Annotated in this window: 25 protein-coding genes and 1 pseudogene; 13 read left to right on the forward strand and 13 right to left on the reverse strand. The window is 65.1% G+C overall.

Features of this window, described 5'->3' with window-relative positions:
• Positions 1-26: 26 nt before the first annotated feature.
• The 4 genes from fghA to L0C21_RS05485 all read right to left on the reverse strand — a co-directional run bounded on the left by fghA (position 27) and on the right by L0C21_RS05485 (position 3,799).
• Entirely contained in the window at positions 27-881 is an 855-nt protein-coding gene (gene fghA, locus L0C21_RS05470) for an S-formylglutathione hydrolase (RefSeq protein ID WP_259277396.1), read from the reverse strand.
• Between the two features lie 220 nt (positions 882-1,101).
• Positions 1,102-2,214, reverse strand: coding sequence for an S-(hydroxymethyl)glutathione dehydrogenase/class III alcohol dehydrogenase (locus tag L0C21_RS05475; RefSeq protein WP_259277397.1), 1,113 nt, complete (start codon positions 2,212-2,214; stop codon positions 1,102-1,104).
• A 130-nt stretch (positions 2,215-2,344) separates the two neighbouring features.
• Positions 2,345-2,671 (reverse strand): DUF1648 domain-containing protein, encoded by a 327-nt coding sequence (locus L0C21_RS05480; RefSeq protein WP_259277398.1) that lies wholly within the window; start codon positions 2,669-2,671, stop codon positions 2,345-2,347.
• Positions 2,672-2,968: 297 nt separating this feature from the next.
• The gene (locus L0C21_RS05485) at positions 2,969-3,799 is read right to left on the reverse strand and encodes an enoyl-CoA hydratase (RefSeq protein WP_259277399.1); all 831 of its coding nucleotides are present in this window, start codon (positions 3,797-3,799) and stop codon (positions 2,969-2,971) included.
• Between the two features lie 447 nt (positions 3,800-4,246).
• Between L0C21_RS05485 and L0C21_RS05490 the strand changes: the two genes are divergently transcribed.
• The gene (locus L0C21_RS05490) at positions 4,247-5,137 is read left to right on the forward strand and encodes an MBL fold metallo-hydrolase (RefSeq protein ID WP_259277400.1); all 891 of its coding nucleotides are present in this window, start codon (positions 4,247-4,249) and stop codon (positions 5,135-5,137) included.
• A gap of 228 nt (positions 5,138-5,365) precedes the next feature.
• On the opposite strand, the gene L0C21_RS05495 is transcribed toward L0C21_RS05490, so the two are convergent.
• On the reverse strand, positions 5,366-5,686 hold the full coding sequence (locus L0C21_RS05495; protein ID WP_259277401.1) for a DMT family transporter: 321 nt from the start codon (positions 5,684-5,686) through the stop codon (positions 5,366-5,368).
• Between the two features lie 184 nt (positions 5,687-5,870).
• Here L0C21_RS05495 and L0C21_RS05500 point away from each other — a divergent pair, with 184 nt between their 5' ends.
• The 3 genes from L0C21_RS05500 to nadC all read left to right on the forward strand — a co-directional run bounded on the left by L0C21_RS05500 (position 5,871) and on the right by nadC (position 8,256).
• Positions 5,871-6,125, forward strand: coding sequence for a hypothetical protein (locus L0C21_RS05500; RefSeq protein WP_259277402.1), 255 nt, complete (start codon positions 5,871-5,873; stop codon positions 6,123-6,125).
• A gap of 221 nt (positions 6,126-6,346) precedes the next feature.
• A complete protein-coding gene (nadA, locus tag L0C21_RS05505; RefSeq protein ID WP_259277403.1) occupies positions 6,347-7,366 on the forward strand; it encodes a quinolinate synthase NadA in 1,020 nt (339 codons plus the stop codon).
• 32 nt (positions 7,367-7,398) lie between these two features.
• Positions 7,399-8,256, forward strand: a complete 858-nt coding sequence (gene nadC / locus L0C21_RS05510; protein ID WP_259277404.1) for a carboxylating nicotinate-nucleotide diphosphorylase — start codon at positions 7,399-7,401, stop codon at positions 8,254-8,256.
• A gap of 116 nt (positions 8,257-8,372) precedes the next feature.
• On the opposite strand, the gene L0C21_RS05515 is transcribed toward nadC, so the two are convergent.
• Positions 8,373-9,047 (reverse strand): LuxR C-terminal-related transcriptional regulator, encoded by a 675-nt coding sequence (locus L0C21_RS05515; RefSeq protein WP_259277405.1) that lies wholly within the window; start codon positions 9,045-9,047, stop codon positions 8,373-8,375.
• Positions 9,048-9,687: 640 nt separating this feature from the next.
• Positions 9,688-9,888: a DUF1192 domain-containing protein gene (locus L0C21_RS05520; protein ID WP_259277406.1), complete on the reverse strand. Its 201-nt coding sequence runs from the start codon at positions 9,886-9,888 to the stop codon at positions 9,688-9,690.
• Positions 9,889-10,105: 217 nt separating this feature from the next.
• Between L0C21_RS05520 and L0C21_RS05525 the strand changes: the two are divergent.
• A pseudogene (locus tag L0C21_RS05525) lies at positions 10,106-11,138 on the forward strand (NAD(P)H-quinone oxidoreductase).
• 181 nt (positions 11,139-11,319) lie between these two features.
• The gene (locus L0C21_RS05530) at positions 11,320-11,934 is read left to right on the forward strand and encodes a DUF1013 domain-containing protein (RefSeq protein WP_259278826.1); all 615 of its coding nucleotides are present in this window, start codon (positions 11,320-11,322) and stop codon (positions 11,932-11,934) included.
• A gap of 145 nt (positions 11,935-12,079) precedes the next feature.
• Here L0C21_RS05530 and L0C21_RS05535 read toward each other — a convergent pair whose 3' ends face one another.
• A complete protein-coding gene (locus L0C21_RS05535) occupies positions 12,080-12,253 on the reverse strand; it encodes a YdcH family protein (RefSeq protein ID WP_259277407.1) in 174 nt (57 codons plus the stop codon).
• Between the two features lie 212 nt (positions 12,254-12,465).
• Between L0C21_RS05535 and L0C21_RS05540 the strand changes: the two genes are divergently transcribed.
• The gene (locus tag L0C21_RS05540; protein WP_259277408.1) at positions 12,466-12,678 is read left to right on the forward strand and encodes a YdcH family protein; all 213 of its coding nucleotides are present in this window, start codon (positions 12,466-12,468) and stop codon (positions 12,676-12,678) included.
• A gap of 16 nt (positions 12,679-12,694) precedes the next feature.
• Here L0C21_RS05540 and L0C21_RS05545 read toward each other — a convergent pair whose 3' ends face one another.
• A complete protein-coding gene (locus tag L0C21_RS05545) occupies positions 12,695-13,585 on the reverse strand; it encodes a DMT family transporter (RefSeq protein ID WP_259277409.1) in 891 nt (296 codons plus the stop codon).
• A gap of 74 nt (positions 13,586-13,659) precedes the next feature.
• Between L0C21_RS05545 and L0C21_RS05550 the strand changes: the two genes are divergently transcribed.
• The 3 genes from L0C21_RS05550 to L0C21_RS05560 all read left to right on the forward strand — a co-directional run bounded on the left by L0C21_RS05550 (position 13,660) and on the right by L0C21_RS05560 (position 17,077).
• Positions 13,660-14,175, forward strand: a complete 516-nt coding sequence (locus tag L0C21_RS05550; protein ID WP_259277410.1) for a MarR family winged helix-turn-helix transcriptional regulator — start codon at positions 13,660-13,662, stop codon at positions 14,173-14,175.
• A 208-nt stretch (positions 14,176-14,383) separates the two neighbouring features.
• Positions 14,384-16,753: an efflux RND transporter permease subunit gene (locus tag L0C21_RS05555; protein ID WP_259278827.1), complete on the forward strand. Its 2,370-nt coding sequence runs from the start codon at positions 14,384-14,386 to the stop codon at positions 16,751-16,753.
• Positions 16,754-16,771: 18 nt separating this feature from the next.
• A complete protein-coding gene (locus L0C21_RS05560) occupies positions 16,772-17,077 on the forward strand; it encodes a DUF6665 family protein (protein ID WP_259277411.1) in 306 nt (101 codons plus the stop codon).
• 438 nt (positions 17,078-17,515) lie between these two features.
• On the opposite strand, the gene L0C21_RS05565 is transcribed toward L0C21_RS05560, so the two are convergent.
• Complete coding sequence (locus tag L0C21_RS05565; protein WP_259277412.1) at positions 17,516-17,824, reverse strand: zinc ribbon domain-containing protein YjdM; 309 nt, start codon at positions 17,822-17,824, stop codon at positions 17,516-17,518.
• A 49-nt stretch (positions 17,825-17,873) separates the two neighbouring features.
• Positions 17,874-18,287: a MarR family winged helix-turn-helix transcriptional regulator gene (locus L0C21_RS05570; protein WP_259277413.1), complete on the reverse strand. Its 414-nt coding sequence runs from the start codon at positions 18,285-18,287 to the stop codon at positions 17,874-17,876.
• 116 nt (positions 18,288-18,403) lie between these two features.
• Here L0C21_RS05570 and hppD point away from each other — a divergent pair, with 116 nt between their 5' ends.
• Positions 18,404-19,510: a 4-hydroxyphenylpyruvate dioxygenase gene (hppD, locus tag L0C21_RS05575; protein WP_259277414.1), complete on the forward strand. Its 1,107-nt coding sequence runs from the start codon at positions 18,404-18,406 to the stop codon at positions 19,508-19,510.
• Between the two features lie 161 nt (positions 19,511-19,671).
• Entirely contained in the window at positions 19,672-20,244 is a 573-nt protein-coding gene (locus L0C21_RS05580) for a tetratricopeptide repeat protein (RefSeq protein WP_259277415.1), read from the forward strand.
• A gap of 264 nt (positions 20,245-20,508) precedes the next feature.
• Here the strand turns inward: L0C21_RS05580 and L0C21_RS05585 are convergent, their stop codons facing one another.
• Entirely contained in the window at positions 20,509-20,994 is a 486-nt protein-coding gene (locus L0C21_RS05585) for an Hsp20 family protein (protein WP_259277416.1), read from the reverse strand.
• 529 nt (positions 20,995-21,523) lie between these two features.
• Here L0C21_RS05585 and L0C21_RS05590 point away from each other — a divergent pair.
• A complete protein-coding gene (locus tag L0C21_RS05590) occupies positions 21,524-22,003 on the forward strand; it encodes a DUF1465 family protein (RefSeq protein ID WP_259277417.1) in 480 nt (159 codons plus the stop codon).
• A 180-nt stretch (positions 22,004-22,183) separates the two neighbouring features.
• Here L0C21_RS05590 and L0C21_RS05595 read toward each other — a convergent pair whose 3' ends face one another.
• Complete coding sequence (locus L0C21_RS05595; RefSeq protein ID WP_259277418.1) at positions 22,184-22,612, reverse strand: GtrA family protein; 429 nt, start codon at positions 22,610-22,612, stop codon at positions 22,184-22,186.
• Positions 22,613-22,802 lie beyond the last annotated feature (190 nt).

A 22,802-nucleotide genomic window follows, 5' to 3' on the forward strand; every position in this document is an offset into this window, starting at 1 on the left:
TGCAAATCGAAGTCCCAAAACCGCCGTCATGCCGCGGCGTTGAGGCGCTCGGCGTGCCAGATGAGGTGGTCGTCGATGAAGGAGGCGATGAAGTAGTAGCTGTGGTCGTAGTCCGGCTGGCAGCGCAGCGTCAGCTTCTGCCCGGCCTTCTGGCAGGCGGCCTCCAGCAGGGTGGGGCGAAGCTGCTCCTCGAGGAACGGATCGGCCATGCCCTGATCGACGAGGATTTCGGTCGGCACCCGATGGCCGTCCTCCAGAAGCGCGCAAGCATCGTGCGCGCGCCACTTCGCCTGATCGTCGCCCAGATAGCCGCCAAGGGCCTTCTGGCCCCACGGGCAGTTGATGGGCGAGGCGATGGGCGCAAAGGCCGAGACCGCCTTGAAGCGCATGGGGTTCTTCAGCGCGATGGTGAGCGCGCCGTGCCCGCCCATGCTGTGCCCCATGATGGACTGGCGCGCCATGTCCGCCGGGAAATGCTCGGCAATGACGGCGGGCAGCTCATCCGTGATGTAGGTGTACATCCGGTAGTGCTCGGCCCAGGGCGCCTCGGTCGCGTCCACATAGAAGCCCGCGCCGATGCCGAAGTCGTAAGCGCCCTCCGGATCATCGGGCACGCCCTCGCCGCGCGGGCTTGTGTCCGGCGCGATGAGCATGAGGCCCAGATCCGCCGCCAGCCGCTGCGCGCCCGCCTTTACGGTGAAGTTCTCCTCCGTGCAGGTGAGGCCCGACAGGAACCACACCACCGGCACCGGGCCGTCCGCCGCCTGCGGCGGGGTGTAAACCGCAAAGCGCATCGACGTGCTGGTCGCCTTCGACTGGTGACGGTAAAACCCCTGCGTGCCCTCGAACAGGCGGTGGGTGGCGATGATCTCAAGGGTCATGGCTGGGCCCTCTGCTCCTCGATTGAAATATTGCTTTTCCGCAGGGGTCGCGGACCCCTGCACCCCGTTCGTTTGTCGGGCTCGCCCGGTTTGGCGGGCGCGGCCCTGTTCTGAACTCAGGACTTTATTGGAACGCGACCTTTATCAAACGTGCGTTCCTAAAACGAAAGGGAGGTGCAGGAGGGGCAAGCCCCTCCTGCGAATAATCAATTCAAACCACTCAGAACGTAATCACCGAGCGGATGGACTTGCCTTCGTGCATCAGGTCGAAGGCGTGGTTGATCTGCTCGAGCGGCATCACGTGGGTGATGAGATCGTCGATGTTGATCTTGCCGTCCATGTACCAGTCGACGATTTTGGGCACGTCCGTGCGGCCGCGCGCGCCGCCGAAGGCCGAGCCCTTCCAGACGCGGCCCGTGACCAGCTGGAACGGGCGGGTGGAGATTTCCTGGCCGGCTTCGGCCACGCCGATGATGATGGACTGGCCCCAGCCGCGGTGGCAGCACTCGAGCGCCTGGCGCATGACCTTGACGTTGCCGGTGCAATCGAAGCTGTAGTCCGCGCCGCCGCCGGTGATGTCGATGATGGCCTGCACCACCTTGTCGTTGCCGACTTCGCTGGGGTTGATGAAGTGGGTCATGCCGAACTTCTCGGCCATCTCGCGCTTGGCGGGGTTGATGTCGATGCCGATGATCTTGTCGGCCCCGACCATCTTCGCGCCCTGGATGACGTTGAGGCCGATGCCGCCGAGGCCGAAGACGGCGACGTTCGCGCCGGGCTCGACCTTGGCCGTGTAGATGACCGCGCCGATGCCGGTGGTGACGCCGCAGCCGATGTAGCAGACCTTATCGAAGGGCGCGTCCGGCCGGATCTTGGCGACGGCGATCTCGGGCATCACCGTGAAGTTGGAGAAGGTCGAGCAGCCCATGTAGTGGAAGATGCGCTCGCCCTTGTAGGAGAAGCGGGAGGTGCCATCCGGCATCAGGCCCTGGCCCTGGGTGGAGCGAATGGCCGTGCAGAGGTTGGACTTCTGGCTGAGGCAGGTTTTGCACTGGCGGCACTCGGGCGTGTAGAGCGGGATCACGTGATCCCCCACCTTCACGGACGTGACGCCCGGCCCGACCTCGCGCACGATGCCGGCGCCCTCGTGGCCCAGAATGGACGGGAACACGCCTTCCGAATCCTTGCCGGAGAGGGTGTAGGCATCCGTGTGGCAGACGCCGGTGGCGATGACCTCGACCAGGACTTCGCCCGCCTTCGGGCCATCCAGATCAACCTCGACGATCTCCAGCGGCTGGTTGGGCGCAAATGCGACAGCGGCGCGCGTCTTCATGGCAGAATGCTCCTGTTGCCCGAACGGTATGAACTCGGTTCAATCCGTGCATATCCAAGCGCACACGGGCAGGGCAAGGCTCCTGTGCCGATGAAGCAGGCCGGTTGGCAGAGAAAACGCCGCGCAGGGGCTAGCGGCACTCTTTTTCCGCCAGATGCAGATGGAACCAGTGAACGGCGATGAGGCTGAGGCCGAAGATCAAGCGGCCGTTGTCGGTGGCAATTCCGTTGCCATCCTCCGCCGTGCGTTGGGCGACGGCAAGGAGGATGAACGTGCAGGCGGCGAGCAGGGGGAGGAAGGCGACGGCGATGCGCCGGGGCGCGTACCAGGTGGGCTTGCCGTTAAGGCCCCACTGCATGGGCAGCCGCTCCGCATGGCGCAGGCGGTGCTCCGCCCGCCAGGGCATGGCGGCCATGATGAGCACGATGACGATGCTGAGCAGATCTCCCAGGCCCATGAGCGCTCCCCCGCATGGTTGCCTGGTCGACTTATATCAAAGGGGGCCTGCCGGGGCCAGCGGGCAGGCAGGGCAGTCGTAAATAGGAAAATACCTATTGACAGGCGTTATCAACCTGCCTATCTTGCCTGCAAATGGGAGGCGGATATGGCGACGCTGCTGCTGTGGGTGTGTGCCGTGGTGTTGGGGTGCGTAAGGCTGGCGATGGCGCAGGGGCGGGGCTCAGAGCGGATTGCAATCTGCTTGCAGCAGATCGCCCGCTCTAAAGTCATTGTTGGTCGCACTTCGAAAGCTGCTCTAGTCGAACTGGGTGAAGTCCGGCTTGCGCTTGGCGAGGAAGGCGGTCATCGCCTCCCGCGCCTCGGGGCTTTGCAGCCGCTCCATGAAGGCCTGTCCCTCAACGCGCATGGCGTCGGCAAGCGGCAGGTTGCGGGCCTCGCGCATCAGCGCCTTGGTGCGGCGCAGGGCGCTGGCGGGCTGGGCGGCGAGCTTGCGGGCGCGGGCTTCCGCGTGGCCGGGCAGTTCGGCCACCGGCACCACGGCGTTGACGAGGCCGAAGTCGCGGGCCGTCTCTGCATCGATGCTCTCGCCAAAGAAGAACAGCTCGCTGGCCCGCGCGTGGCCGACGAGGCGGGGCAGGAGGAAGGTGGAGCCGGCCTCCGGCACCAGGCCGATGCTGGCAAAGGGGAACTGGAAGCTGGCGTTGTCGGCGGCGTAAACCAGATCGCAGTGCAGCAGCATGGTCGCGCCGACGCCGACGGCAGGACCCGCCACCGCCGCGATGAGCGGCTTGGGGAAGGCGCTGATGGCCCGCAGGAAGCGCAGCACGGGCGCGTCCTCGTTCTGAATCGGGTTGGCGAGAAAATCGCCCAAGTCATTGCCGCTGGTGAAGATATCGTCCGCCGTGCCGCAGGCGCCCGCAAGGATGACGGCGCGAATGGCGGGATTTGCGGCGGCGGCTTCCAGAGCGTCCGCCAGCGCCGCGTACATGGCGACGGTGAGGGCGTTGCGCTTCTCCGGCCGGTTGAAGCGCAGCCAGAGCAGCGGGCCGTCCGCCTTGATGCTGATGTGCGCGCAGGCGAAGGCAGGCGGCTGGGCGGGCGCGGACTCGGACATGGCTGGGGTCATGGCGGGCGGCTCCTTGGTGGAGAGGCGGTGGGGGCGGATGCGGTGCGATGCGAGGATAGGGGGCAGGTCTACCGCCGCCAAGCCGCCGCGAGTGGGGGGTGTGGCCCTGCCGGCAGGGTGTTGAATCCGCTGAGGCCAAAGTTCATGCTAATTTATTGAAATGAAACGAGAATATATACAGTCGCGGATTTGCCCCGCTGGCGGCGCTGCCGGGCGATGGGAAGCCAGGGGGTTGAAAGGAAACCCGAGTAAAATAAACGGCTTATCAGAATATCTGAATCGCGTTTGTTCGCCCCGCGGTACGACGGGACAGCAGACGCCCCGATGCGTTCCAGATCGCGGTGGCCACCGCCTTAGTCGCTTTTCATTCGATTAATAAGCCAGTAGGGCTGGCGGCGATTTCTCGCACCCGGAGGTTCCCGTCGGGCAGATGAGTTGGAGAGTGGCATGACCGATGACGTCCGCTTCGTGCAGGATTCCGCCGTGGCCTACGGCGAGCCGCTGACCATGAGCCCGCTCATTCGCCGAGTGGTGGCGCGCAATGCCAATGCCTTCACCTACACCGGCACGGGCACCTACATCGTGGGCCGGGGAACGGTCGCCATCATCGATCCGGGCCCGGACATGCCGGATCACATCGAGGCGGTGCTGAAGGCCGTGGAGGGCGAGACGGTGAGCCACCTCGTCATCACCCACACCCACCGGGACCACTCGCCCGCCGCCCGCGCGCTGAAGGAAAAGCTCGGCGCACCCATTGTCGGCTGCGCGCAGGTGAAGGGCGAGGACGGCATGCCCGCCGCCGAGGAAGCGGTGGACTGGGACTATGTGCCCGACACCATCATGGCCGAGGGCGACGCCATCTCCGGCCCCGGCTGGACCTTGGAAGCCCTCGAGACGCCGGGCCACACCTCTACCCACCTGTGCTTCGCGCTGCCGGAGGAAAAGGTCCTGTTCACCGGCGACCATGTGATGGGCTGGGCCACCAGCGTCATCGCGCCGCCCGACGGCGACATGGCCGCCTACATGGCCAGCCTCAAGAAGCTGCTCGACCGGGACGACGAGCGCTACTACCCCACCCACGGCGCGCCGGTGGAAAACCCGCGCCCCTTCGTGCGCGCGCTCATCAACCACCGCCGTATGCGCGAAGGCCAGCTGCTCAAGCTGCTGGCGGACGGCCCCATGAGCATCCCCCAGATGGTTGAGGTGCTCTACGTCTCGACGCCGAAATACCTGCACAAGGCCGCAGAACGCTCGGTCGAGGCGCACCTCATCGACCTCGAAACCCGCGGCCGGGTGGCACACGAGGGCGGGGTTTACAGGCTGGTGGAAGAAGTCTGATTTAAGTTATTGGTTTTTATTAATTTCTGCAGAGGGTCTTGGACCCTCTGCACTCCCGTTCGTTTTTTGGGCTCGCCCGGCATCGCAGGTGGGGCCCTGTTCTGAACCCGAAAATCTATAGGGCCGAGACCTGCATCAAACGCGCGTTCCTGAAACGAAAGGGGGTGCAGGGGGATTGAGATCCCCCTGCGTAACGAAAGGGCGTAAGCCCTTGAAGCTACTAGAAAATCATTCCGTGCTGGTGAGCTTCATGAGTGCGAGGCCCGCGACGATGAGCACGGCGGCGAGGATCCGCAGGGGCGAGGCGGACTCGCCCATGAAGAGCAGGCCGACAATGAAGGCGCCGACCGCGCCGATGCCGGTCCACACCGCGTAGGCGGTGCCGAGCGGCAGGGTTTTCATGGCGATCGACAGCAGCCAGAAGCTGACGAACATGAAGGCGAAGGTGAGGACGGTGTAGAGCGGGCGGGAGAAGCCGTCCGACAGCTTCATGAAATAGGCCCACACCACTTCAAACAGACCCGCAACAGACAATAGAATCCAGGCCACGCGGCCCTCCTTTCGAAGCGCCGGGCCGTCCCGGTCATTACTGCCCATGATGGGGGAGGTCGTTCCTCGCGAGGCCACAGTTAAGAACCGGGAAGGCCGGCGTCAAGGTACGGTGGGGCGGCTGGGGGCCATCGGCGGACTTGAGCGTTTCTTCATCGTTTGTTTGACCGAAAAGGATTTGACGATGAAGCCTTTGTTCCTTGCCGTGGTTTCCCTTGGGCTTGCCTTCCCGGCCTTGGCGCAGGACCTGCCGCCCCAGGGCGCGCGGCCGCTGTCGGAGATCGCCGCCTCGATCGAGAACCGGGATGACTTCGTGGCGTTCGTCAAGATCGAGTATGCGAAGGAGGGCTACAAGATCCGCTACCGCACGCGCAGCGGGGACGAGCGGGAGATTCTGGTGGATCCGCTCAGCGGCAGCGAGCGGAAGAAGGATCAGTAAGGCAGGGCGGGCCGGAGAGGCTCGCCCCCTTTGCGGGATATTGAGGCGGCCGGGGTTGTTCTCCGGCCGCGACGTCACCGTTTTGTCATTTGAAGCCTTGTGCTTCGGGCGGTTGCGCGCCATGTACGCGGCAGGCGGGGGGTGCATCTTATGCACTTTTTGATGTGCGTCTCATGCGCGCTCCCTCCTAGTACGGTGCCACGTAAGGGCTAGGTGACGCTATGGATGCCCGTTTGAACCTTCTCAACCCGACCGCCGGCGCGCAGATTCCGCCCGGCATCGACCTGCTGGCCGAGATCAACCGGCTGCGGAAAGAGAGGAACGCGGTGATCCTCGCCCACTACTATCAGGAGCCGCAGATCCAGGATCTGGCGGACTTCGTGGGCGATTCCCTTGATCTCTCGCGCAAGGCGGCGGCGACCGACGCGGACGTGATCGTATTCTGCGGCGTCAAGTTCATGGCGGAAGTGGCCAAGATCCTCTCGCCCAACAAGACGGTGGTGCTGCCGGACCTGAAGGCCGGCTGCTCGCTGGAGGACAGCTGCCCGCCGGAGGAATTCGCCAAGTTCCGCGCCGCGCACCCGGACCATATCGCGCTGACGTACATCAACTGCTCGGCCGAGGTGAAGGCGCTCTCCGACATCATCGTGACGTCTTCCTCCGCCGAGCATATCCTCAGCCAGCTGCCCGCCGACCAGAAGATCATCTTCGCGCCGGACCGGCATCTGGGCGGATACCTTGCCCGCAAGACCGGGCGGGACATGCTTTTGTGGGAAGGCTCGTGCATCGTGCATGAGAACTTCTCGGAGCAGGAGCTCATCAAGCTGAAGGCGGAGCACCCGGACGCGCCTGTCGCCGCGCACCCGGAATGCCCGGCGCACATCCTCGACCACGCGGACTATGTGGGCTCGACCAAGGGCATTCTCGATTTCGCGCTGGCGAGCGATGCGGACACCATCCTGGTGGCGACCGAGCCCAACATCATCCACCAGATGCAAAGCCAGGCCCCGCACAAGACCTTCATCGGCGTGCCGGGCGCGGATGGCCAGTGTAACTGCAACATGTGCCCGTTCATGGCGCTGAATACGCTGGAGAAGCTGTACCTGTGCCTGCGCGACCTGACGCCCCAGATCGAGGTGCCGGAAGACGTGCGGGTAAAGGCGGCCCAGTCGCTCCAGCGGATGCTGGACATGGCCCCCAAGACCGCCGGCCAGGGCGACGTGGGCAAGATCCCGGCGTAAGGCGCGGGCGGACAACAGGGGAGAGCATGGACATGAGCGGCACGGAACTGCCCTTGTCGGCGGCGGAGGTGGATGCCTTCGTGCGCGCGACGCTCGCCGAGGACCTGGGCACGGGCGGGGACGTGACCTCGCGCGCCGTGGTGCCGGAGACCGCGCGGCTTCAGGCCGTGATGGCGACCCGCGAGCAGATGGTCGTCTCCGGCCTGCCGCTGGCGGTGGCCTTCTTCCGCGCGCTCGACCCCGACTGCACGGTGGTGACGAAAGCCGAGGACGGCGACCGGCTGGAGCCGGGGCAGGAGCTGATGGTGGTGGTGGGCAACGGCCGCGCGCTTTTGACGGCGGAGCGCTCCGCGCTGAACACGGTGCAGCACCTCTCCGGCATCGCGACGCTCACCCGCCAGTATGTGGACATGATCGAGGGCACGGGGGCCGTGCTCCTCGACACCCGCAAGACCCTGCCGGGCCTCAGGCTGCTGGAGAAGTACGCCACCCGCTGCGGCGGCGCGCAGAACCACCGGCTGCGGCTCGATGACGGCATCCTCATCAAGGACAACCACATCGCCATCGTGGGCTCCATCGAGGCGGCGGTCAAAGCCGCCAAGGAGGCGGGCACGGGCCTTCAGGTGCAGGTGGAGGTGGACACGCTCGCCCAGATCGCCCCGGCCTTGGAGGCGGGCGCGGACCGGCTGCTGCTCGATAACATGAGCCCGGATACGCTGCGGGCGGCGGTGGAGATTGTCGGCGGCCGGGTGCCGCTGGAGGCCTCGGGCGGGGTGAACCTTGCCACCATTCGCGGCATTGCCGAGACCGGGGTGGATTACATCTCGGTGGGGCGCATCACCCAGTCCGCCCCGGCGGTGGATATTGGCCTTGATTTCCTCGCGGCGTGATCGAACGGCCCGTTCGGGCTGATCTCTTCGCGTCATTCAAAGCAATCGGCGCGCGCCGCCCCTCGCTGGTTCCGCCTCGAACCCGGCGCGTCACCGGTTCCTTTCCTGCCCTGACCTTATCCGTGGCCGGCCCCGTTGTTGTTGAAGGGGGTGGAGACCAGCAGCGTGCGGGCGATGCGCGCCGCCTCCTGCCGGTTCTTGACGCCGAGCTTGCGAAACACGGCGGTCAGGTGCGCCTTCACCGTGGCCTCGGTGATGCTCATTTCATAGGCGATCTGCTTGTTGAGCAGGCCGGCGTTCAGGCCCAGCAGCACCCGCATCTGGGCGGGCGTCAAGGTGGCGAGCTGCCGGGCGACCGTCATGACGTCGGGCAAGGGTTCCTCCTCCTCGGCCAGGGGCTTGTAGGCGTCGGCGAGCCAGCACTCCTCGCCGGCGAGGGTTCTGGCCAGGGTGGTCCGCACCAGAAGCGGCGGCGCGGACCAGGTGAGAAACCCTTGCGCGCCGAACCAGCGCGCCCGCTGCACCAGCGAGGGCTCCTCATGCCAGCCAAGGGCAAGAACCCGCGCATTGGCGCGCATCTGCTTGACCGTGACCAGGCTGGCGAACCCGCCGCCGTCCGTCAGGTCGAGGTCCACCAGCACCAGCTCGGGGCGCTGGCGGCGCACCGCCTCGGCCGCGGACTTGAAACTGGATGCCTCAACGACATTGGCCTTGGGCTGGGCTTGGCGGACAGCCGACACGAGTGTCCGGGTTCCAGGGTGATCGCTGGCGATGACGATTGTCGGCGCCATGACTTGCCTCCACATTTGTTGGAAGTTGCCTGTACGCAACGGCAAGGCAGATACGCGCTCGAACGCGACAGTAATTCTTGTGTATTACTTAGCGCAGGTGCCTAAAGTATTAGACCGAGGCCACACTAATTTGTGAAGAGCGGCTTGAAAAGCGCTTCCAGGCGTTTGAACCCCAATTTTGGACTGACTGCGGCCAATGAGGCGCGGAATCACCTGTGAAGCGCGGATTTCTGCGAAAAATTGATATAGACTTGGGGCGTTTTCGGGCTCGATAGGGGCACGATCATAAAATGATATTGATTGTGATTCGGGCGAGTATGGGCTTTTGAATTATAATAAAACCGCTTGTTTGTTGCGTGTGCATAAATATTCATGCCATCATTGCGGGATAATTTTAATAATTACAGTTTAATTGAAGGAAGTTATTGAGCCGCTCCAATCGGCGGAACGGCAGCGGGTGCGCGGCTGGAGGCCTGGCCCGGAGACGGTTGGGGGAGACGGTTGGGGGAGAGGAGGGGGCGCCGGCGCTTAGGCCGGCGCGACAAGCCACGGAACGGGCAAGGATGGCTGCCGGCAACCCGGCGTCAGCAATGAAACAGCGCACGAGCGCGCGCGCTTTGAGAATACGTCAGCGCAAGCGCTAGCGCTTGAACAGGGCATCCGCGGCGGAGCGGAAGGAGGAGGCGGCCTCCAGCTTGGCGCGGGTGCGCTCGATCTCGGCCTCCAGTACCCGGATGCGCTGCTTCAGCTCGTCAAGCGACAGCGGGTCCAGATCCTCGCGGCGCAGGGCGGACAGGGGGTCCTCGACGTTCCGGCGGGGCAACAACTCATCAAGGTCCATGAAGCATCTCCTCAAAGGCATGCCGGGCAGCCGGGGAACCAGCCGGTTGCCTGATATGCGTTACCTCCACGGCCCGGCCGCCGGCGCGCCATGCGGCATTTTTGCCGGGCCTCCGGGTCGAGTTCGCTATCAGGAATGGTTGACCGAGGGCGGACGGCTGTCAATATCACCGGACATTTTGGCCGTGCGCCAAGGCCTTAACAGAGGAGCAGCGAGCATGACCGCAGCCCATGCCGGCGACGCCGGGATTCCCGAAGTCATGGCGGCTATCGAGATCGAGGAGCCGGGCGGACCGGAGACGTTGCGGCCGGCCATGCGCCCGGTGCCGCAGCCGGGGCCGGGCGAGGTGCTGATCCGCGTGGCGGCGGCGGGCGTGAACCGGCCGGACGTGATGCAGCGCCTGGGCCATTATCCGCCTCCGCCGGGGGCCTCCGACCTGCCGGGGCTGGAGGTTTCGGGCACCATCGCGGCGCTGGGCGAGGGGGGTGACGCGCTGGCGCGAGGGGGATGCGGTGTGCGCGCTTCTGGCGGGCGGCGGCTATGCGGAGTTTGCCGTCGCGCCCGTGGGGCAGTGCCTGCCGGTGCCCAGGGGCGTGGCGCTCGATGAGGCGGCCGCCCTGCCGGAGACCTTCTTCACCGTGTGGTCCAACCTGTTCGAGCGCGGCTATGCGGCCCCAGGCGAGACGGTGCTGGTGCATGGCGGCACCAGCGGCATCGGCACCACCGCCATCCAGCTGTGCCGGGCGTTCGATCTTCGCATCCTCGTTACCTGCGGCAGCGACGAGAAGTGCCGCATCGCTGAGGAGATCGGCGCGGACGCGGCCATCAACTACCGCGCGGAGGATTTTGTCGAGCGAGTCCGCGAGCTGACGGACGGGCGGGGCGTCGATGTGGTTCTGGACATGATCGGCGGCGATTACGTGCCGAAGAACCTCTCCCTGCTGGCCCCGGACGGGCGGCACGTCTCCATCGCCGTGCAGCGGGGCAACCGGACGGAGATCAAGCTGTTCGACATCATGGTCCGGCGCCTGATGCTGACCGGCTCCACCCTGCGCGCCCGCTCGGTCGCCTTCAAGTCCGCGCTCGCGGCGAGCCTGGAGCAGGAGGTGTGGCCCCTGTTCGAGCGCGGCCAGCTGCGTCCCATCATCGACAGCCGCTTTGCGCTGCGCGACGCAGCCGAGGCGCACCGGCGCATGGAGGAGGGCCTGCATGTGGGCAAGATCCTGCTCGTGATGGGGGCGCGGGCCTGATGCAGGCGGCCCGAATATCAAAAAGTTGGGGCCCAAGGGTTGAACTGAGCCAAGGGCGAACCCTACTTGAGAATTTGACCTCGCTGGCGCGGCGGGTTACAGATTGTGCTCTATTGTCGGCCGCCCGAGAAGGGCGGCCGATGCTTTTTGGGGACGGGAGACATCCATGGCTCATCTGCTGATGAAACACTCGACAGCGGTCTGGCTGGTTGAAAACACCGCCCTGACCTTCCAGCAGATCGCGGACTTTTGCGGCCTGCATGTGCTTGAGGTGCAGGCGATTGCTGACGAGACTTCCGCCACCCGCTACATCGGGCGCGACCCCGTGCGCGCCGGTGAGCTGACCTGGGCCGAGATCGAGCGCTGCCAGAAGGACCCGGCTGCCCGGCTGCAACTGGCCGAAGGCCCGGTGCCGCAGCAGAACCGCACCAAGGGGCCGCGCTACACGCCGGTTTCCAAGCGGCAGGACAAGCCGGACGGTATCGCCTGGCTGCTGCGCTATCACCCGGAGCTGTCGGACGGGCAGATCGCCAAGCTGATCGGCACCACCAAGACCACCATCGCCGCCATCCGCGACCGCACCCACTGGAACATCCAGAACATCAAGGCGCAGGACCCGGTGGCGCTGGGCCTGTGCTCGCAGCGGGAGTTGGATGCGCTGGTGGCGCGCGCCGCCAAGAAGCGCGGCGAGGAGCCCAGCGACTCGTATCTCGACGAGGAGGCCGCCCGGCTTGAGGAACAGCTCAAGCTGGAACGCGCCGCGCGCGGCTACGACGTGGCGGAAGACGAGGAATAGGCTGGAAGCCTGCCTGTTAAAGGCAAGACTCTCGGGGAAGGGCTGGCCGGAGCGCATCCGGCCGGCCCTTTTCCGTTCAGGCTGTCCGCATCCCCGTCAGGTCTCGGCGGGCCATGCCCGGCCGCGAGGCCTCGAGAGGGAGGCCTCAGGAAGCCTGGGCGCGGTTGAGCTCCTCCTTCAGGCGAAGTTTTTCCTTCTTAAGCTGGGCGATGGTACTCCAATCCGGCAGTGGGCGCTGGCTTTCCTGGGCAATCTGCGACTCGATGCGCGCGTGCTTCGCAGCCAAGGTCGCCATGGATCCACGAACGGATATCGCCATTGCACATCTCCTTCTGGTCCTGATTGGGTCCGAATATAGGATCACAATAGTGTCACAGAGTCACGGCCTTCCCGGCTCCGCCCGTCGCGTCCGCGCCCGGCATCGTGGCATCGGGCCGGTTGCGCCGGATGGCGCGCCTGGCGCATACACAAGCTGTAATGGCTATGCTAAGAGGGGCAGAATCCAGGCACCCGCCCAGGCACCAGTGAGCGATGACGGACGGAAAAGACGAGCAGCGCGAATTGCAGATGCGGCTTCAGGCCCTGGTCCAGGAACACCGGGACCTGGACGCGGCCATCGATGCCCTGATAGCGCAAGCCGCGCCCGATTTGCTCCAGGTGCAGCGCCTCAAGAAGCGCAAGCTGAAGCTGAAGGATGAAATCACCGCCCTTCAGGACATGATGATCCCCGATATCATCGCCTGAGGTTGCGCCTTTGGCCCTATGCCGCCTGGCGCTGCGCCCGGGTGGTCATGGCAACGCCAAGACCGATGATCCCTGCGCCGATCCAGGTGAGCAGCGCGTAGCGCTCATCCAGGAACAGAATCCCCGAGATCAGGCCGATTGCGGCCCCCACATAGCCGATCTGGCTGAGGTAGACCGGGCCGCCCACCGCCTGAAGCCGGAAGAAGAAGGCGAACATGGCCGCCGAGGCCGCCACCTGCGCCGCCACCAGGAGCGGCACTTCCCCAAGCATGGAAACCGCCTCGATATCCCCGCTCACGGCCAGCCCCGCCACCAGCATGGCGGCGGCGGCCAGATGGCTGCCGGCCGCAAGTTCGATGGGCCCCGTGCCCGCCGGCCAATCCATGGTGCGGTAGATGTTGCCGGCAGCGAGGCTGACCGGCACCAGAAGGGCGATGGCGACCCAGAAAAGGTCGGCCGCCTGCCCGGCGCCGCCGCGCGTGACCGCAACCAGCACCGCGCCGATGAAGCCCACCGCAATGCCGGCAACGCCGAGCGGGCTGGGGCGGCGCAGCCCCGTCAGCATGGAGAGCAGCAGGGTCAAAACCGGCGAGAGGGTGAACATGATGCCGGTGTAACCCGCGCCCAGGTGCGGAATGGCCGACAGCAGCAGCACATTGGGAATGGCGTAGGAAACGGCGGCGGCAATGATGAAATAGCGCAGCCGATGAGTGGTGAGCCGGAACGGGACCCGCCGGACCGCCAGAACCCCGAGCAGCACCAGCCCCGTGCCCAGCGAGATGACCAGCGCCCACACCATGGCGGGAAGCCCTGCGCCGCCCGCCAGCTTGCCGAAGGGCAGGGTGAGGCCGAGCAGGCCGCCGGTGACGAGCAGCAGAGCGAAGGCGGAGTTCCAGAGGCGGGCCATGGACGCGGCTTTCTTCCAAAACAGTGGCATCGGTAGTATGATTGATGTAAAGAATCTTTACGTCAAGATACTTTATGGTGAGCGATATGGACCGGGCAGCAAGGGCGATCGAGCAGTGGCGGCGGGAGCGGCCGGACCTGGACGTGTGGCCCATGGCCATCTTCGGCCGCCTGAGCGAGGCGGCGCAGGTGCTCTCGCGCGATCGCATCTACCCGGTGATGGCCCGGTTCGACCTGCAGAACGGCGAGTTCGACGTGCTGGCGACGCTGCGCCGCTCGGGCCCGCCCTTCGCCCTGACGCCGACCGCGCTCTACGAGGCCACCATGGTCTCCTCCGGCGCGATGACCAACCGGCTCGACCGGCTGGAGCGGGCCGGGCTCATCGAACGCAAGCCGCACCCGGAGGACCGGCGCGGCATCATCGTGCAACTGACGGAAAAGGGCCGCGACTTGATCGACGCGGCGGTGACCGCGCACGTGGAGAACGAGTGGCGGCTGCTCTCCGGCCTCAGCCGGGAAGAGCAGGAAACGCTGGCCGGGCTGCTGCAAAAACTGATCCTGACCGCGACCGGGGCGGACTCCCAATCTTAACCATTCCGGCTTAACCATTCCGGGGCAGAGTCGTTATAGGGGCGAACGATTGACCGCCGGGGGAGCGGGACTTTTCGTTTCCGTGCGTTAGATACGCTTGGTAGTGCCGGCCCGGCACCGGGCGTGGCGCGGAGGATGTGTTCGCGCGCCGGGGAGCCTGGGGCGCTTCCCGCTGTTAATCCTCCAGCAAGGCATGAGGCGATTGAGCATGTTGGAACGGGTGTTCGCGGCACTTGACCGGATCGCGCAGCGGTTGGAACAGCTTGCCGTTAATCGGGCGGCATGGACCCTATTGATCGGCGTGCTGCTTGCGGTGGTGGCGGGGCTGGGCCTCATGCGGATCCAGTTCACCAATGACTACCGCGTGTTCTTCCAGCCGGACGACCCGCAACGGGTGGCCAACGAGCATCTGGAGGCGGAGTTCACCCAGTCGGACACGGTGAACTTCGTCCTTTACGCCAAGGACGGCGACATGCTGACGCCCGAGCGGCTGGCGGCGGTGGAAAACCTGACCGAGGCGGCCTGGCGGCTGCCGGGGGCGACCCGCGTCGACTCGCTGACCAACTACCAGTACAGCTACGGACAGAACGACGACCTGATCGTCGAGCCGCTGGTGAGCAACGCTGCCGCCGCGACCCCCGAGGACATCGCCCGCATCCGCCGCAACGCCATGAGCGAGCCGGCCGTGGTGGGGCGCTTCCTCTCCGGCGACGGCAAGACCGCGCAGGTGATCGTTACCGTGCAGCTGGAGGCGGGCAACACCGCCGCGCTCACCCGGATATCCGAGGCGGCGCAGCAGCTGAAGGCGGCGACGGCCAGGGCCAACCCGGACCTGCGCGTGGCAGCCACGGGCGTGGTGCTGCTCTCCCACAGCTTCTATGACGTCACCCGCAGCGACCTTGCCCGCCTCGTGCCGGTGATGGTGGCGTTCCTGTTCGCCGCCATCTGGTTCTTCTTCAAGAGCTGGCGGGCGGCGCTGGCGGCGGTGGTGGTGCTGGGCCTCTCCGTCCTTACCACCATGGGGCTGGCCGGGTGGTTCGGCTTCACCCTCTCGCCCGCCACGGGACAGGTGCCGGTCATCATCCTCACCATCGCCACGGCCGAGGCGGTGCACCTCATCGGCAAGGCCCACAGCTACCAGCGGGCGGGCCTCTCCATGAAGGAGGCGGCGCTGAAATCGGTGCGGCTCAACCACGCGCCCATCGCGCTGACCAGCTTTACCGACGTGCTCGGCTTCCTCTGCTTCAACTTCTCCGAAACGCCGCCCTTCCGCGACCTCGGCAACATGGCGGCTTATGGCGCAATCATCGCCTACCTCTATTCCATCTTCTTCCTGCCCGCGCTGATCGGCGTGGTGTCGATGGGCGTGAAGACCGACATTCTGGAGCGGGAGCACAGCGTCGAGAAGCTGGCGGGCTGGTCCACCCGGCACCGGGCCCTGGTGCTGGGCGGCTTTTCCGCGCTCGCCCTGGTGCTGGGCGCGCTCGCCCCGCAGCTGGAAGCGCGGGACAATTTCATCGAATGGCTGTCGCCCCGCCATCCGTTCCGGCAGGACGCCGAGTTCATCAACCAGCACCTGCCCGGCATCTACACCCTCAACTACGGCATCGAATCCGGCGAGGACGGCGGCATTTCCGAGCCGGAATACCTGCGCGACCTGGAGCGCTTCGTGCGCTGGCTGGAAGCCCAGCCGGAGGTGTCGGACGTGGCCTCCATCGTCGATGTGATGCGCCGTCTCAACCGCAACCTGCACGGCGACGACCCGGCCTACGAGCGCCTGCCCGAAACCCGCGACATGGCGGCGCAATACTTGCTGCTCTACGAGATGAACCTGGCGCAGGGGCAGGACCTCTCCAACCAACTGACGCCGGACAAGCGCGCCAGCCGGGTGGTGGTGGCGATGAACAACATCACCTCCGAGCAGATGGTCTCCCTCAAGGAGCGGGCGGACGCCTGGCTGAAGCAGCACGTGCCGCCGGTGATGCAGGCCGAGGGCGTGGGCACCTCGCTGATGTTCGCCTACCTCACGCAGGAGAACAGCCGGTCGATGGTGACGGGCACCATCTCCTCGTTCCTGCTTATCGGCCTGGTGACGGCCATCGCGCTGCGCTCGCCGCTGCTGGGGTTCGTCGCCCTTATCCCCAGCATCATCCCGGTCATCATGGCGTTCGGCGCGTGGTTTCTCATCGAGGGCGACTACGGCCTCTATGCCGCGTTCGTCACCTCCTGCGCGCTGGGCCTGACGGTGGACTCGGTCACCCACTTCATGATGAACTTCGCCCGAGAACGGCGAGAGACGGGGGGCAACGCCAGCCTCGCCGTGCTGCGAACCTTCCGCGGCGTCGGCATGGAACTGTGGATCGCCTCGGCGGTGCTGGTGGTGGGCTTCCTCCTGCTCGCCTTCAGCGACTTCGAGATCATCGCCAAGCTGGGCCTGATGGTGGCCTTGATCTTCGTCTTCGCCATCGCCACGACCTTCGTGATGCTGCCGGCGCTGCTGAGCCTCCTCAACCAGCGGCGCAGGCGCTCCGGCGAGCTGGAGGAAACCGGGGGGCTGGAAGGCGCGGGCGGCTCGTAAGGGCCAGGGACTTGTGACATGGCGAAGAACCCAACCTCGGCGCAGAACTCGGCCCTCAGCGGCATCGAGCGCGAGCTGAAGGGCGAACAGGCCTCCTCCCTCGGCCGCCACGGCCGCGAGGTGGAACGGGCGCTGGACGCGCTGCGGAGCGCCGCCGATCCCGACGAGGAGACCCGCGCTCGGCTGGTGGCGCAGGCGGCCGAGGCCGTGTGGCGCTACTTCATCCAGCGCGAGGCGCTGGGCCTTCGCAACCACGAGCTGGTGATCCGCAGCTACGCCATTCCCGGCGAAGTGCTGGCGAAGGTCGGCAGCGGAGGGCTGTAAGGGTCTTGTTGGGCTGGAAGATTCTTGCAGGGGACTCGGTCCCCTGCACCCCGTTCGTTTTAGGGTCGCGCCCGGTTGTGCCATCGCGCGGGGCTGGAAGGGGTGGAGCACGCGCTCCTTAAAATCATTCAGAAAAAACAAGGTGCCCCAGACGAGGGTACGGCGCAGTTTATGAAGGAGTGAAGCGGGCACACCCGGTCTTGCTGGCGGGCCTGACCATGCAGCGCACCTGCACCTTAAAATCATTCAACGAAATAAGAATGACGGAGAGGGTGCAGCGGAAAACAGGGGCACGGCCCTGGGTTTCAAATTCCAGCGGCGCAGCAGGAAACAGAGGCGCGGCCCGAAAAACGAATGGGGGCGCGGGGGGGGGACCTTGATTGATTGTGCGCCTCCGCGCACGGGACCCCCGCAAAATCCCTCTAAAGAAACCGAACCTCAGTTCTTCTTCACGAACTCGGCGCGCAGGACGAGGCCTTTGATGCCTTCGTACTTGCAGTCGATTTCCTGCTCGTCGCCGGTGAGGCGGATGGACTTGATGACCGTGCCGCGCTTCAGGGTGGTGCCTGCGCCCTTGACCTTGAGGTCTTTGACGAGGGTGACGGAATCGCCGTCCGCCAGCAGATTGCCGACGGAGTCGCGCACCTCGACGCTGGAGGCGGCCGCCTGACGGGCCGCAAGCGCGCCGGCGCTGACCCACTCGCCGGTGGCCTCGTCGTACACATACTCTTCGTTGTCGGTACTCATCACGTCCTCGCGGAAAAAGGGAAGGCCCCTCTTAAGGGCGCGGGTTCCCTCAGTCCAGCTTGGCGGCGGCCTGGGTGAGGCGGGTGACGGCCTGATCGAGCATGGCGCGCTCTTCGGCGGTCATGTCCGCCAGCAGCTGCTCCTCGACGCCGAGAGCCAGCGGCACGATCTGGTCGTAGATCTCCCAGCCGGTGTCGGTGAGGTTGAGGCGCTGGCGGCGGGCGTCGTCCGGATCGCTGGTGACGGTGAGGCGGCCCATCTCCACAAGGCGCTTCACCGCCCGGCTGATGGCCACCTTGTCCATGCGGGAGATGTCGACGATCTGCGAGGCGGTGAGGTTCGGGTTACGCCCCAGGATGGCCATGATCCGCCACTCGGGCAGCTTCAGGTCGAATCGATCCTCGTAGAGTCGGGCGACGGCGCTGCTGATCCGGTTGGAGAGCACCGAAAGCCGGAAGGGCAAAAACGCCTCCAGAATCAACAGCTGGGCGGGTGTGGCGGAAGGGTGGCTTGGCATTGGTTTCAAATGTAACTATATAATCGACAAAACCACATTAACCGGGCGGAGGAGGCATGACCATGACCGGGACCGCACAAAATCAGACGCAACCCCTCGGAATTGAGAACCCCATGGGTACGGACGGCTTCGAGTTCGTGGAATATGCCGCGCCGGAGCCGCAGATGCTGCGCGAGCTGTTCGAGCGCATGGGCTTTCCCATTGTGGCGCGCCACCGCGCCAAGGACGTGACGCTGCACAAGCAGGGGGACATTCACTTCATCGTCAACGCGGAGCCGGACAGCTTCGCCCAGAAGTTCGCCCGCGAGCACGGACCCAGTGCCTGCGCCATGGCCTTCCGCGTGAAGGATGCGCGCAGGGCGTTCGAGCGCGCCGTGTTCCTGGGTGCGAAGCCCTGCCCGAGCGATGTGGGCCCGATGGAGCTGTACATTCCGGCCATCGAGGGCATCGGCGGCAGCCGCATCTATCTGGTGGACCGCTACGGCGAGAAGTCCATCTATGACGTGGACTTCGTGTTCGAGGACGGCTGGCAGGAGAAGATGAAGGCTCAGGATGCCAGCCTCACCTACATCGATCACCTGACCCACAATGTTCGCCGCGGCAACATGAACACCTGGGCGGGCTTCTACGAGAAGCTCTTCAACTTCCGCGAGATCCGCTACTTCGACATCGAGGGCAAAGTGACGGGCCTTGTCAGCCGCGCCATGACCAGCCCGTGCGGCAAGATCCGCATTCCGATCAACGAAAGCCAGGACGACAAGAGCCAGATCGAGGAGTTCATCAACGATTACAAGGGCGAGGGCATCCAGCATATCGCGCTCGGCTCGGCGGACGTCTACCGCACGGTCGATACGCTCTCGGCCAGGGACGTTCCGTTCCAGGATCCGCCGGACACCTATTACGAAGGGGTGGACGCCCGCGTGCCCGGCCACGGCGAGCCGCTGGAGGAACTCCGCAAGCGCCGCATCCTCATCGACGGCGCGCCGACGCAGGGGCAGGGGCTGCTGCTGCAAATCTTCACCAAGACCGTGATTGGGCCGATCTTCTTCGAGATCATCCAGCGCAAGGGCAACGAGGGCTTCGGGGAGGGCAACTTCCGCGCCCTGTTCGAATCCATTGAACTCGATCAGATCCGGCGCGGGGTCATCAAGATCGAAGAACCGGCTTAACGGGCCCCAAGGAGGGGAGGGGCGAGCCGGGCCGTTGCGTGGGCGAACCGTTGCGGTGCCCACGTGCGGCCCGGCTTTGTTTATGTTAAGCTGAGCGCCTCGTGCCGGAAGGGCCGGACTGATGAGCAGTCGGGGCCATCCGGCCTTGTGAGGAGGCCGCCATGAGGAGATTTTCGCTCCTGACTGTGACGGTGGCGTTTGGCGTATTGGCTGCGGGTTCGGCCGTGGCCGGCGTAACGGTTCTGGGCACGGGCAAGGCCCGGGCCTGCTACGAAGCGGCGGAGGGCCGCGATTATACCAGAGAGACGCTTACCCTGTGCTCCGAGGCATTGTCCGAGGAGACGCTGTCGCAGCGCGACCGGGCGGCAACGCTGGTCAACCGCGGCATCGTGAAGATGGGCCTGAAGGACGTGGACGGCGCGGTTGCCGATTACGAGACGGCTCTTGGCGCCCAGAAGCGCATGGGCGAGGCCTATGTAAACCTGGGCATTGCCTACATGTTCCAGAAAAAGGACCGGGAAGCGCTGCAAGCCCTGTCGCAGGGGCTGGCGCTCAATCCGGCCAAGGCGCACGTGGGCTATTACACCCGCGCCATCGTCAACGAACTGCTGGGGGACGTGCGGTCGGCCTATTTTGACTATCAGAAGGCCGCCGAACTGGCTCCCACATGGGACGAGCCGAGGGCGCAACTGCAGCGGTTCCGCGTTATCTCGTCAGAACGGAAGCTGTCTTGAGTTTTCCGTCCTGACGCATAGACCCCTTGCAGCAGCCAGAATGGTGGTCAGGCCCGGAATTTTGCCGGGCCTGATCCTTTATGGCCCCGATCCTTTATGGCCCGATCCTTTATGGCGAGGTGTGACAACGGCTCGGGCCCGGCGCGAGGCCGGGCGTGACTCTTTGTGGGCCGCACCGGCCGGTGGCCGGATACAGCTCGGGCCCGGCACGAGGCCGGGCCCGAGGGGCAGGGTCATGGGGGAGAGGAGATTTGGCTGCGCCGCTTACTCGGCGGCGAGCCGCTGACCCTCGACCGTCGGCGGGAGGACATCCGCCTGCGGGCCGGTTGCAATCTCGATCTTGCGGGGCCGCTTGTGCTCCGGCACCTCGCGCACGAGATCAATGTTCAGAAGGCCGTCCGCATAGGAAGCGCCGGTCACCTTCACCGTATCGGCCAGCTGGAAGCGGCGCTCGAAGGCGCGCTTGGCAATGCCGCGGTGCAGGAAGCTGCGCTCCCGCTCGGCCTGGTCGTCGCGGGCCTTGCCGCTGACGATCAGCGTGTTCTCATGGACCATAATGTCCAGCTCATCAGCGCTGAAACCGGCGACGGCCAAAGAAACGCGGTAGCCGTCTTCGCTCAGCTTTTCGATATTATACGGCGGGTAGGAAATATCCGAATTGTCCAGCCGCGAAGCAAAGTCCACAAGACGGTTCAAATTCTCGAAACCAATGGATGAACGCAGCAGGGGCGAGAAATCAATCGCACGCATGACCTATCCTCCTTCTTGAGCAATTGGTCGGTTTTTGTCCGCCACAAGGGCCGGACATCTTCATCATCAGGACCCGAAACTTTCAGCGTCCTGCGAAACTCAACTTGGGTATTCGCAAACGGGGTTTCAAGAGGGGCTTGTTGCGTTTCCGTTGGCGGCAGGATGACGCAGCCGCCAGCGTGGCGGGCATTCAGAAAATATGAACTAATACAAGGGATTATGGTCTAATGACGACCGGCTTTGGCTTGGGTGTGCAAGATAGAGGACGTATAAAACGAGAAGTCGGCGGGGTTGGGCCCGCCGACTTTTTTCTCGAAAGGAGGTGAGAGGGAGCCTTTTGTGGTCGCACTTTCTTAATCGCAGGGCATGCGCCCTGCTCGAAAGCTGCTCCGGGCTCTCAATCCGGTTCGAGGAATATAGCCCCATAGGCTATAAAAGTGGAACAGCCCTCAGGTCGTATAAACCGCGCCAACGCATTTTCTGCACCTGCGCCTTGTGACCGGCGGCCCGAAAATGCTTTAGTGCCCCGATGACTGCGACTCCCCCCGATGCCGTGCTGACGCCGGCGCTTATCGACCCGCTGTATGCCGAGGCCATCGCCATGGCCGATGAGGCGCGAACCTACTTCTCCGCCGCCGGGCAGGAGGAGCGGCTGACGCTCGACCCCATGGAGCGCGTGCTGTTCAGCTGCGAGTCCCTGAAGGTGACGACCCGCCTGATGCATGTGATCTCCTGGGCCATGGTGAGCAAGGCCGTGGCTGCCGGTGAAATGACACCAGAGGAAGCCGCCGCGCCGGATCGCCGGCTGGGCTTCGCGGAAGCCTCCGACGAGACGCGCGAGCCGCGCCTGACGCTGCTGCCGGCCCAGGCGCTTTCCCTCATCCGCCGCAGCCAGACGCTCTATGACCGGGTGGCGCATATCGAAGCCAGCGTGTTCGGCAACGGCGGAGATGCGCCTGCGGGTGGCGGCGCGCGGGGTCTGCAAAACCGGCTGGACGAGGCGTTCTGACGGCGCTTGCGGAGGGTTTAAACCCTCCGCACTCCCGGTCGTTCTCGAGCCGATTCCCTGGTCGTCCCTTGCGCCTGCTGGATTGACCGGGTGCGCCTCCTGAAACGAAGGGGATCGAAAGGGGGGAGTATAGGCCCCCTTTCATCGTCTTGCTGTCTTCTCAGAATACCCCGAAAAAGCTCAGCTCTTGGCCGAGGCGAAGACGAAGCGGCTGTTGGCGAAGTAGCTGACGGCGAGGCCGGCGAAGGAGCCGGCGACAAGGGCGGCGAGCTGGTTCCAGAAGCTGTCGCCGTGGTAGGTGACGACCGCCGCATAGGCCAGGTAGTTGCACAGCGCGCCGACGGCGGTGGCAACCAGATAGGCCGCCCAGCCACGGAAGAACTTGCCCTCCGCGCGGGCGACGCCAAAGGTCCAGTACCGGTTCAGCGCATAGGTGGCGATGCTGGCGATCAAGAAGGCCGGGATGCGGGAAAGGCGGGCATCAACGCCGCCCTGCTGGGTCAGCAGCAGCGTGACGAGAGCGTCGATCTGGAAGCCAACATGGCCGACCAGAAGGTAGCGAGGGAGGCGGGGAAGTCCCGCCAGGCGGGCGACCAGACGCTTGAACATCGTCGGAACTCTGCTCACTGACTCAAGAACGCGGCGCGGATGAAAAGGAGCCCCTGAGAGCGAGCTTGGGAGCATGGCTTGGTTGGCAAGCACCGCGTCCTTTCATGCTCCATCCTTTCCTTCCGTGCGGCCAGAAAGGGCGCACCTTAAAAGGCCGGACATTCGATTTCCAGTCATAGCGCCGCTTAGG

Source organism: Pedomonas mirosovicensis, assembly GCF_022569295.1.
Classification (GTDB): Bacteria; Pseudomonadota; Alphaproteobacteria; order Sphingomonadales; family Sphingomonadaceae; genus Pedomonas; species Pedomonas mirosovicensis.

What these genes read in the sequence shown, in the direction of transcription:
- L0C21_RS05515 (WP_259277405.1), bottom strand. Translation starts at nt 9,047, where the DNA reads ATGGCGCCGACAATCGTCATCGCCAGCGATCACCCTGGAACCCGGACA.
- hppD (WP_259277414.1), top strand. Translation starts at nt 18,404, where the DNA reads ATGACCGGGACCGCACAAAATCAGACGCAACCCCTCGGAATTGAGAAC.
- L0C21_RS05490 (WP_259277400.1), top strand. Translation starts at nt 4,247, where the DNA reads ATGACCGATGACGTCCGCTTCGTGCAGGATTCCGCCGTGGCCTACGGC.
- L0C21_RS05480 (WP_259277398.1), bottom strand. Translation starts at nt 2,671, where the DNA reads ATGGGCCTGGGAGATCTGCTCAGCATCGTCATCGTGCTCATCATGGCC.
- L0C21_RS05590 (WP_259277417.1), top strand. Translation starts at nt 21,524, where the DNA reads ATGACTGCGACTCCCCCCGATGCCGTGCTGACGCCGGCGCTTATCGAC.
- nadA (WP_259277403.1), top strand. Translation starts at nt 6,347, where the DNA reads ATGGATGCCCGTTTGAACCTTCTCAACCCGACCGCCGGCGCGCAGATT.
- L0C21_RS05560 (WP_259277411.1), top strand. Translation starts at nt 16,772, where the DNA reads ATGGCGAAGAACCCAACCTCGGCGCAGAACTCGGCCCTCAGCGGCATC.
- L0C21_RS05520 (WP_259277406.1), bottom strand. Translation starts at nt 9,888, where the DNA reads ATGGACCTTGATGAGTTGTTGCCCCGCCGGAACGTCGAGGACCCCCTG.
- L0C21_RS05585 (WP_259277416.1), bottom strand. Translation starts at nt 20,994, where the DNA reads ATGCGTGCGATTGATTTCTCGCCCCTGCTGCGTTCATCCATTGGTTTC.
- L0C21_RS05475 (WP_259277397.1), bottom strand. Translation starts at nt 2,214, where the DNA reads ATGAAGACGCGCGCCGCTGTCGCATTTGCGCCCAACCAGCCGCTGGAG.
- L0C21_RS05485 (WP_259277399.1), bottom strand. Translation starts at nt 3,799, where the DNA reads ATGACCCCAGCCATGTCCGAGTCCGCGCCCGCCCAGCCGCCTGCCTTC.
- L0C21_RS05535 (WP_259277407.1), bottom strand. Translation starts at nt 12,253, where the DNA reads ATGGCGATATCCGTTCGTGGATCCATGGCGACCTTGGCTGCGAAGCAC.
- L0C21_RS05540 (WP_259277408.1), top strand. Translation starts at nt 12,466, where the DNA reads ATGACGGACGGAAAAGACGAGCAGCGCGAATTGCAGATGCGGCTTCAG.
- L0C21_RS05580 (WP_259277415.1), top strand. Translation starts at nt 19,672, where the DNA reads ATGAGGAGATTTTCGCTCCTGACTGTGACGGTGGCGTTTGGCGTATTG.
- fghA (WP_259277396.1), bottom strand. Translation starts at nt 881, where the DNA reads ATGACCCTTGAGATCATCGCCACCCACCGCCTGTTCGAGGGCACGCAG.
- L0C21_RS05565 (WP_259277412.1), bottom strand. Translation starts at nt 17,824, where the DNA reads ATGAGTACCGACAACGAAGAGTATGTGTACGACGAGGCCACCGGCGAG.
- nadC (WP_259277404.1), top strand. Translation starts at nt 7,399, where the DNA reads ATGAGCGGCACGGAACTGCCCTTGTCGGCGGCGGAGGTGGATGCCTTC.
- L0C21_RS05530 (WP_259278826.1), top strand. Translation starts at nt 11,320, where the DNA reads ATGAAACACTCGACAGCGGTCTGGCTGGTTGAAAACACCGCCCTGACC.
- L0C21_RS05555 (WP_259278827.1), top strand. Translation starts at nt 14,384, where the DNA reads ATGTTGGAACGGGTGTTCGCGGCACTTGACCGGATCGCGCAGCGGTTG.
- L0C21_RS05550 (WP_259277410.1), top strand. Translation starts at nt 13,660, where the DNA reads ATGGTGAGCGATATGGACCGGGCAGCAAGGGCGATCGAGCAGTGGCGG.
- L0C21_RS05595 (WP_259277418.1), bottom strand. Translation starts at nt 22,612, where the DNA reads ATGTTCAAGCGTCTGGTCGCCCGCCTGGCGGGACTTCCCCGCCTCCCT.
- L0C21_RS05545 (WP_259277409.1), bottom strand. Translation starts at nt 13,585, where the DNA reads ATGGCCCGCCTCTGGAACTCCGCCTTCGCTCTGCTGCTCGTCACCGGC.
- L0C21_RS05500 (WP_259277402.1), top strand. Translation starts at nt 5,871, where the DNA reads ATGAAGCCTTTGTTCCTTGCCGTGGTTTCCCTTGGGCTTGCCTTCCCG.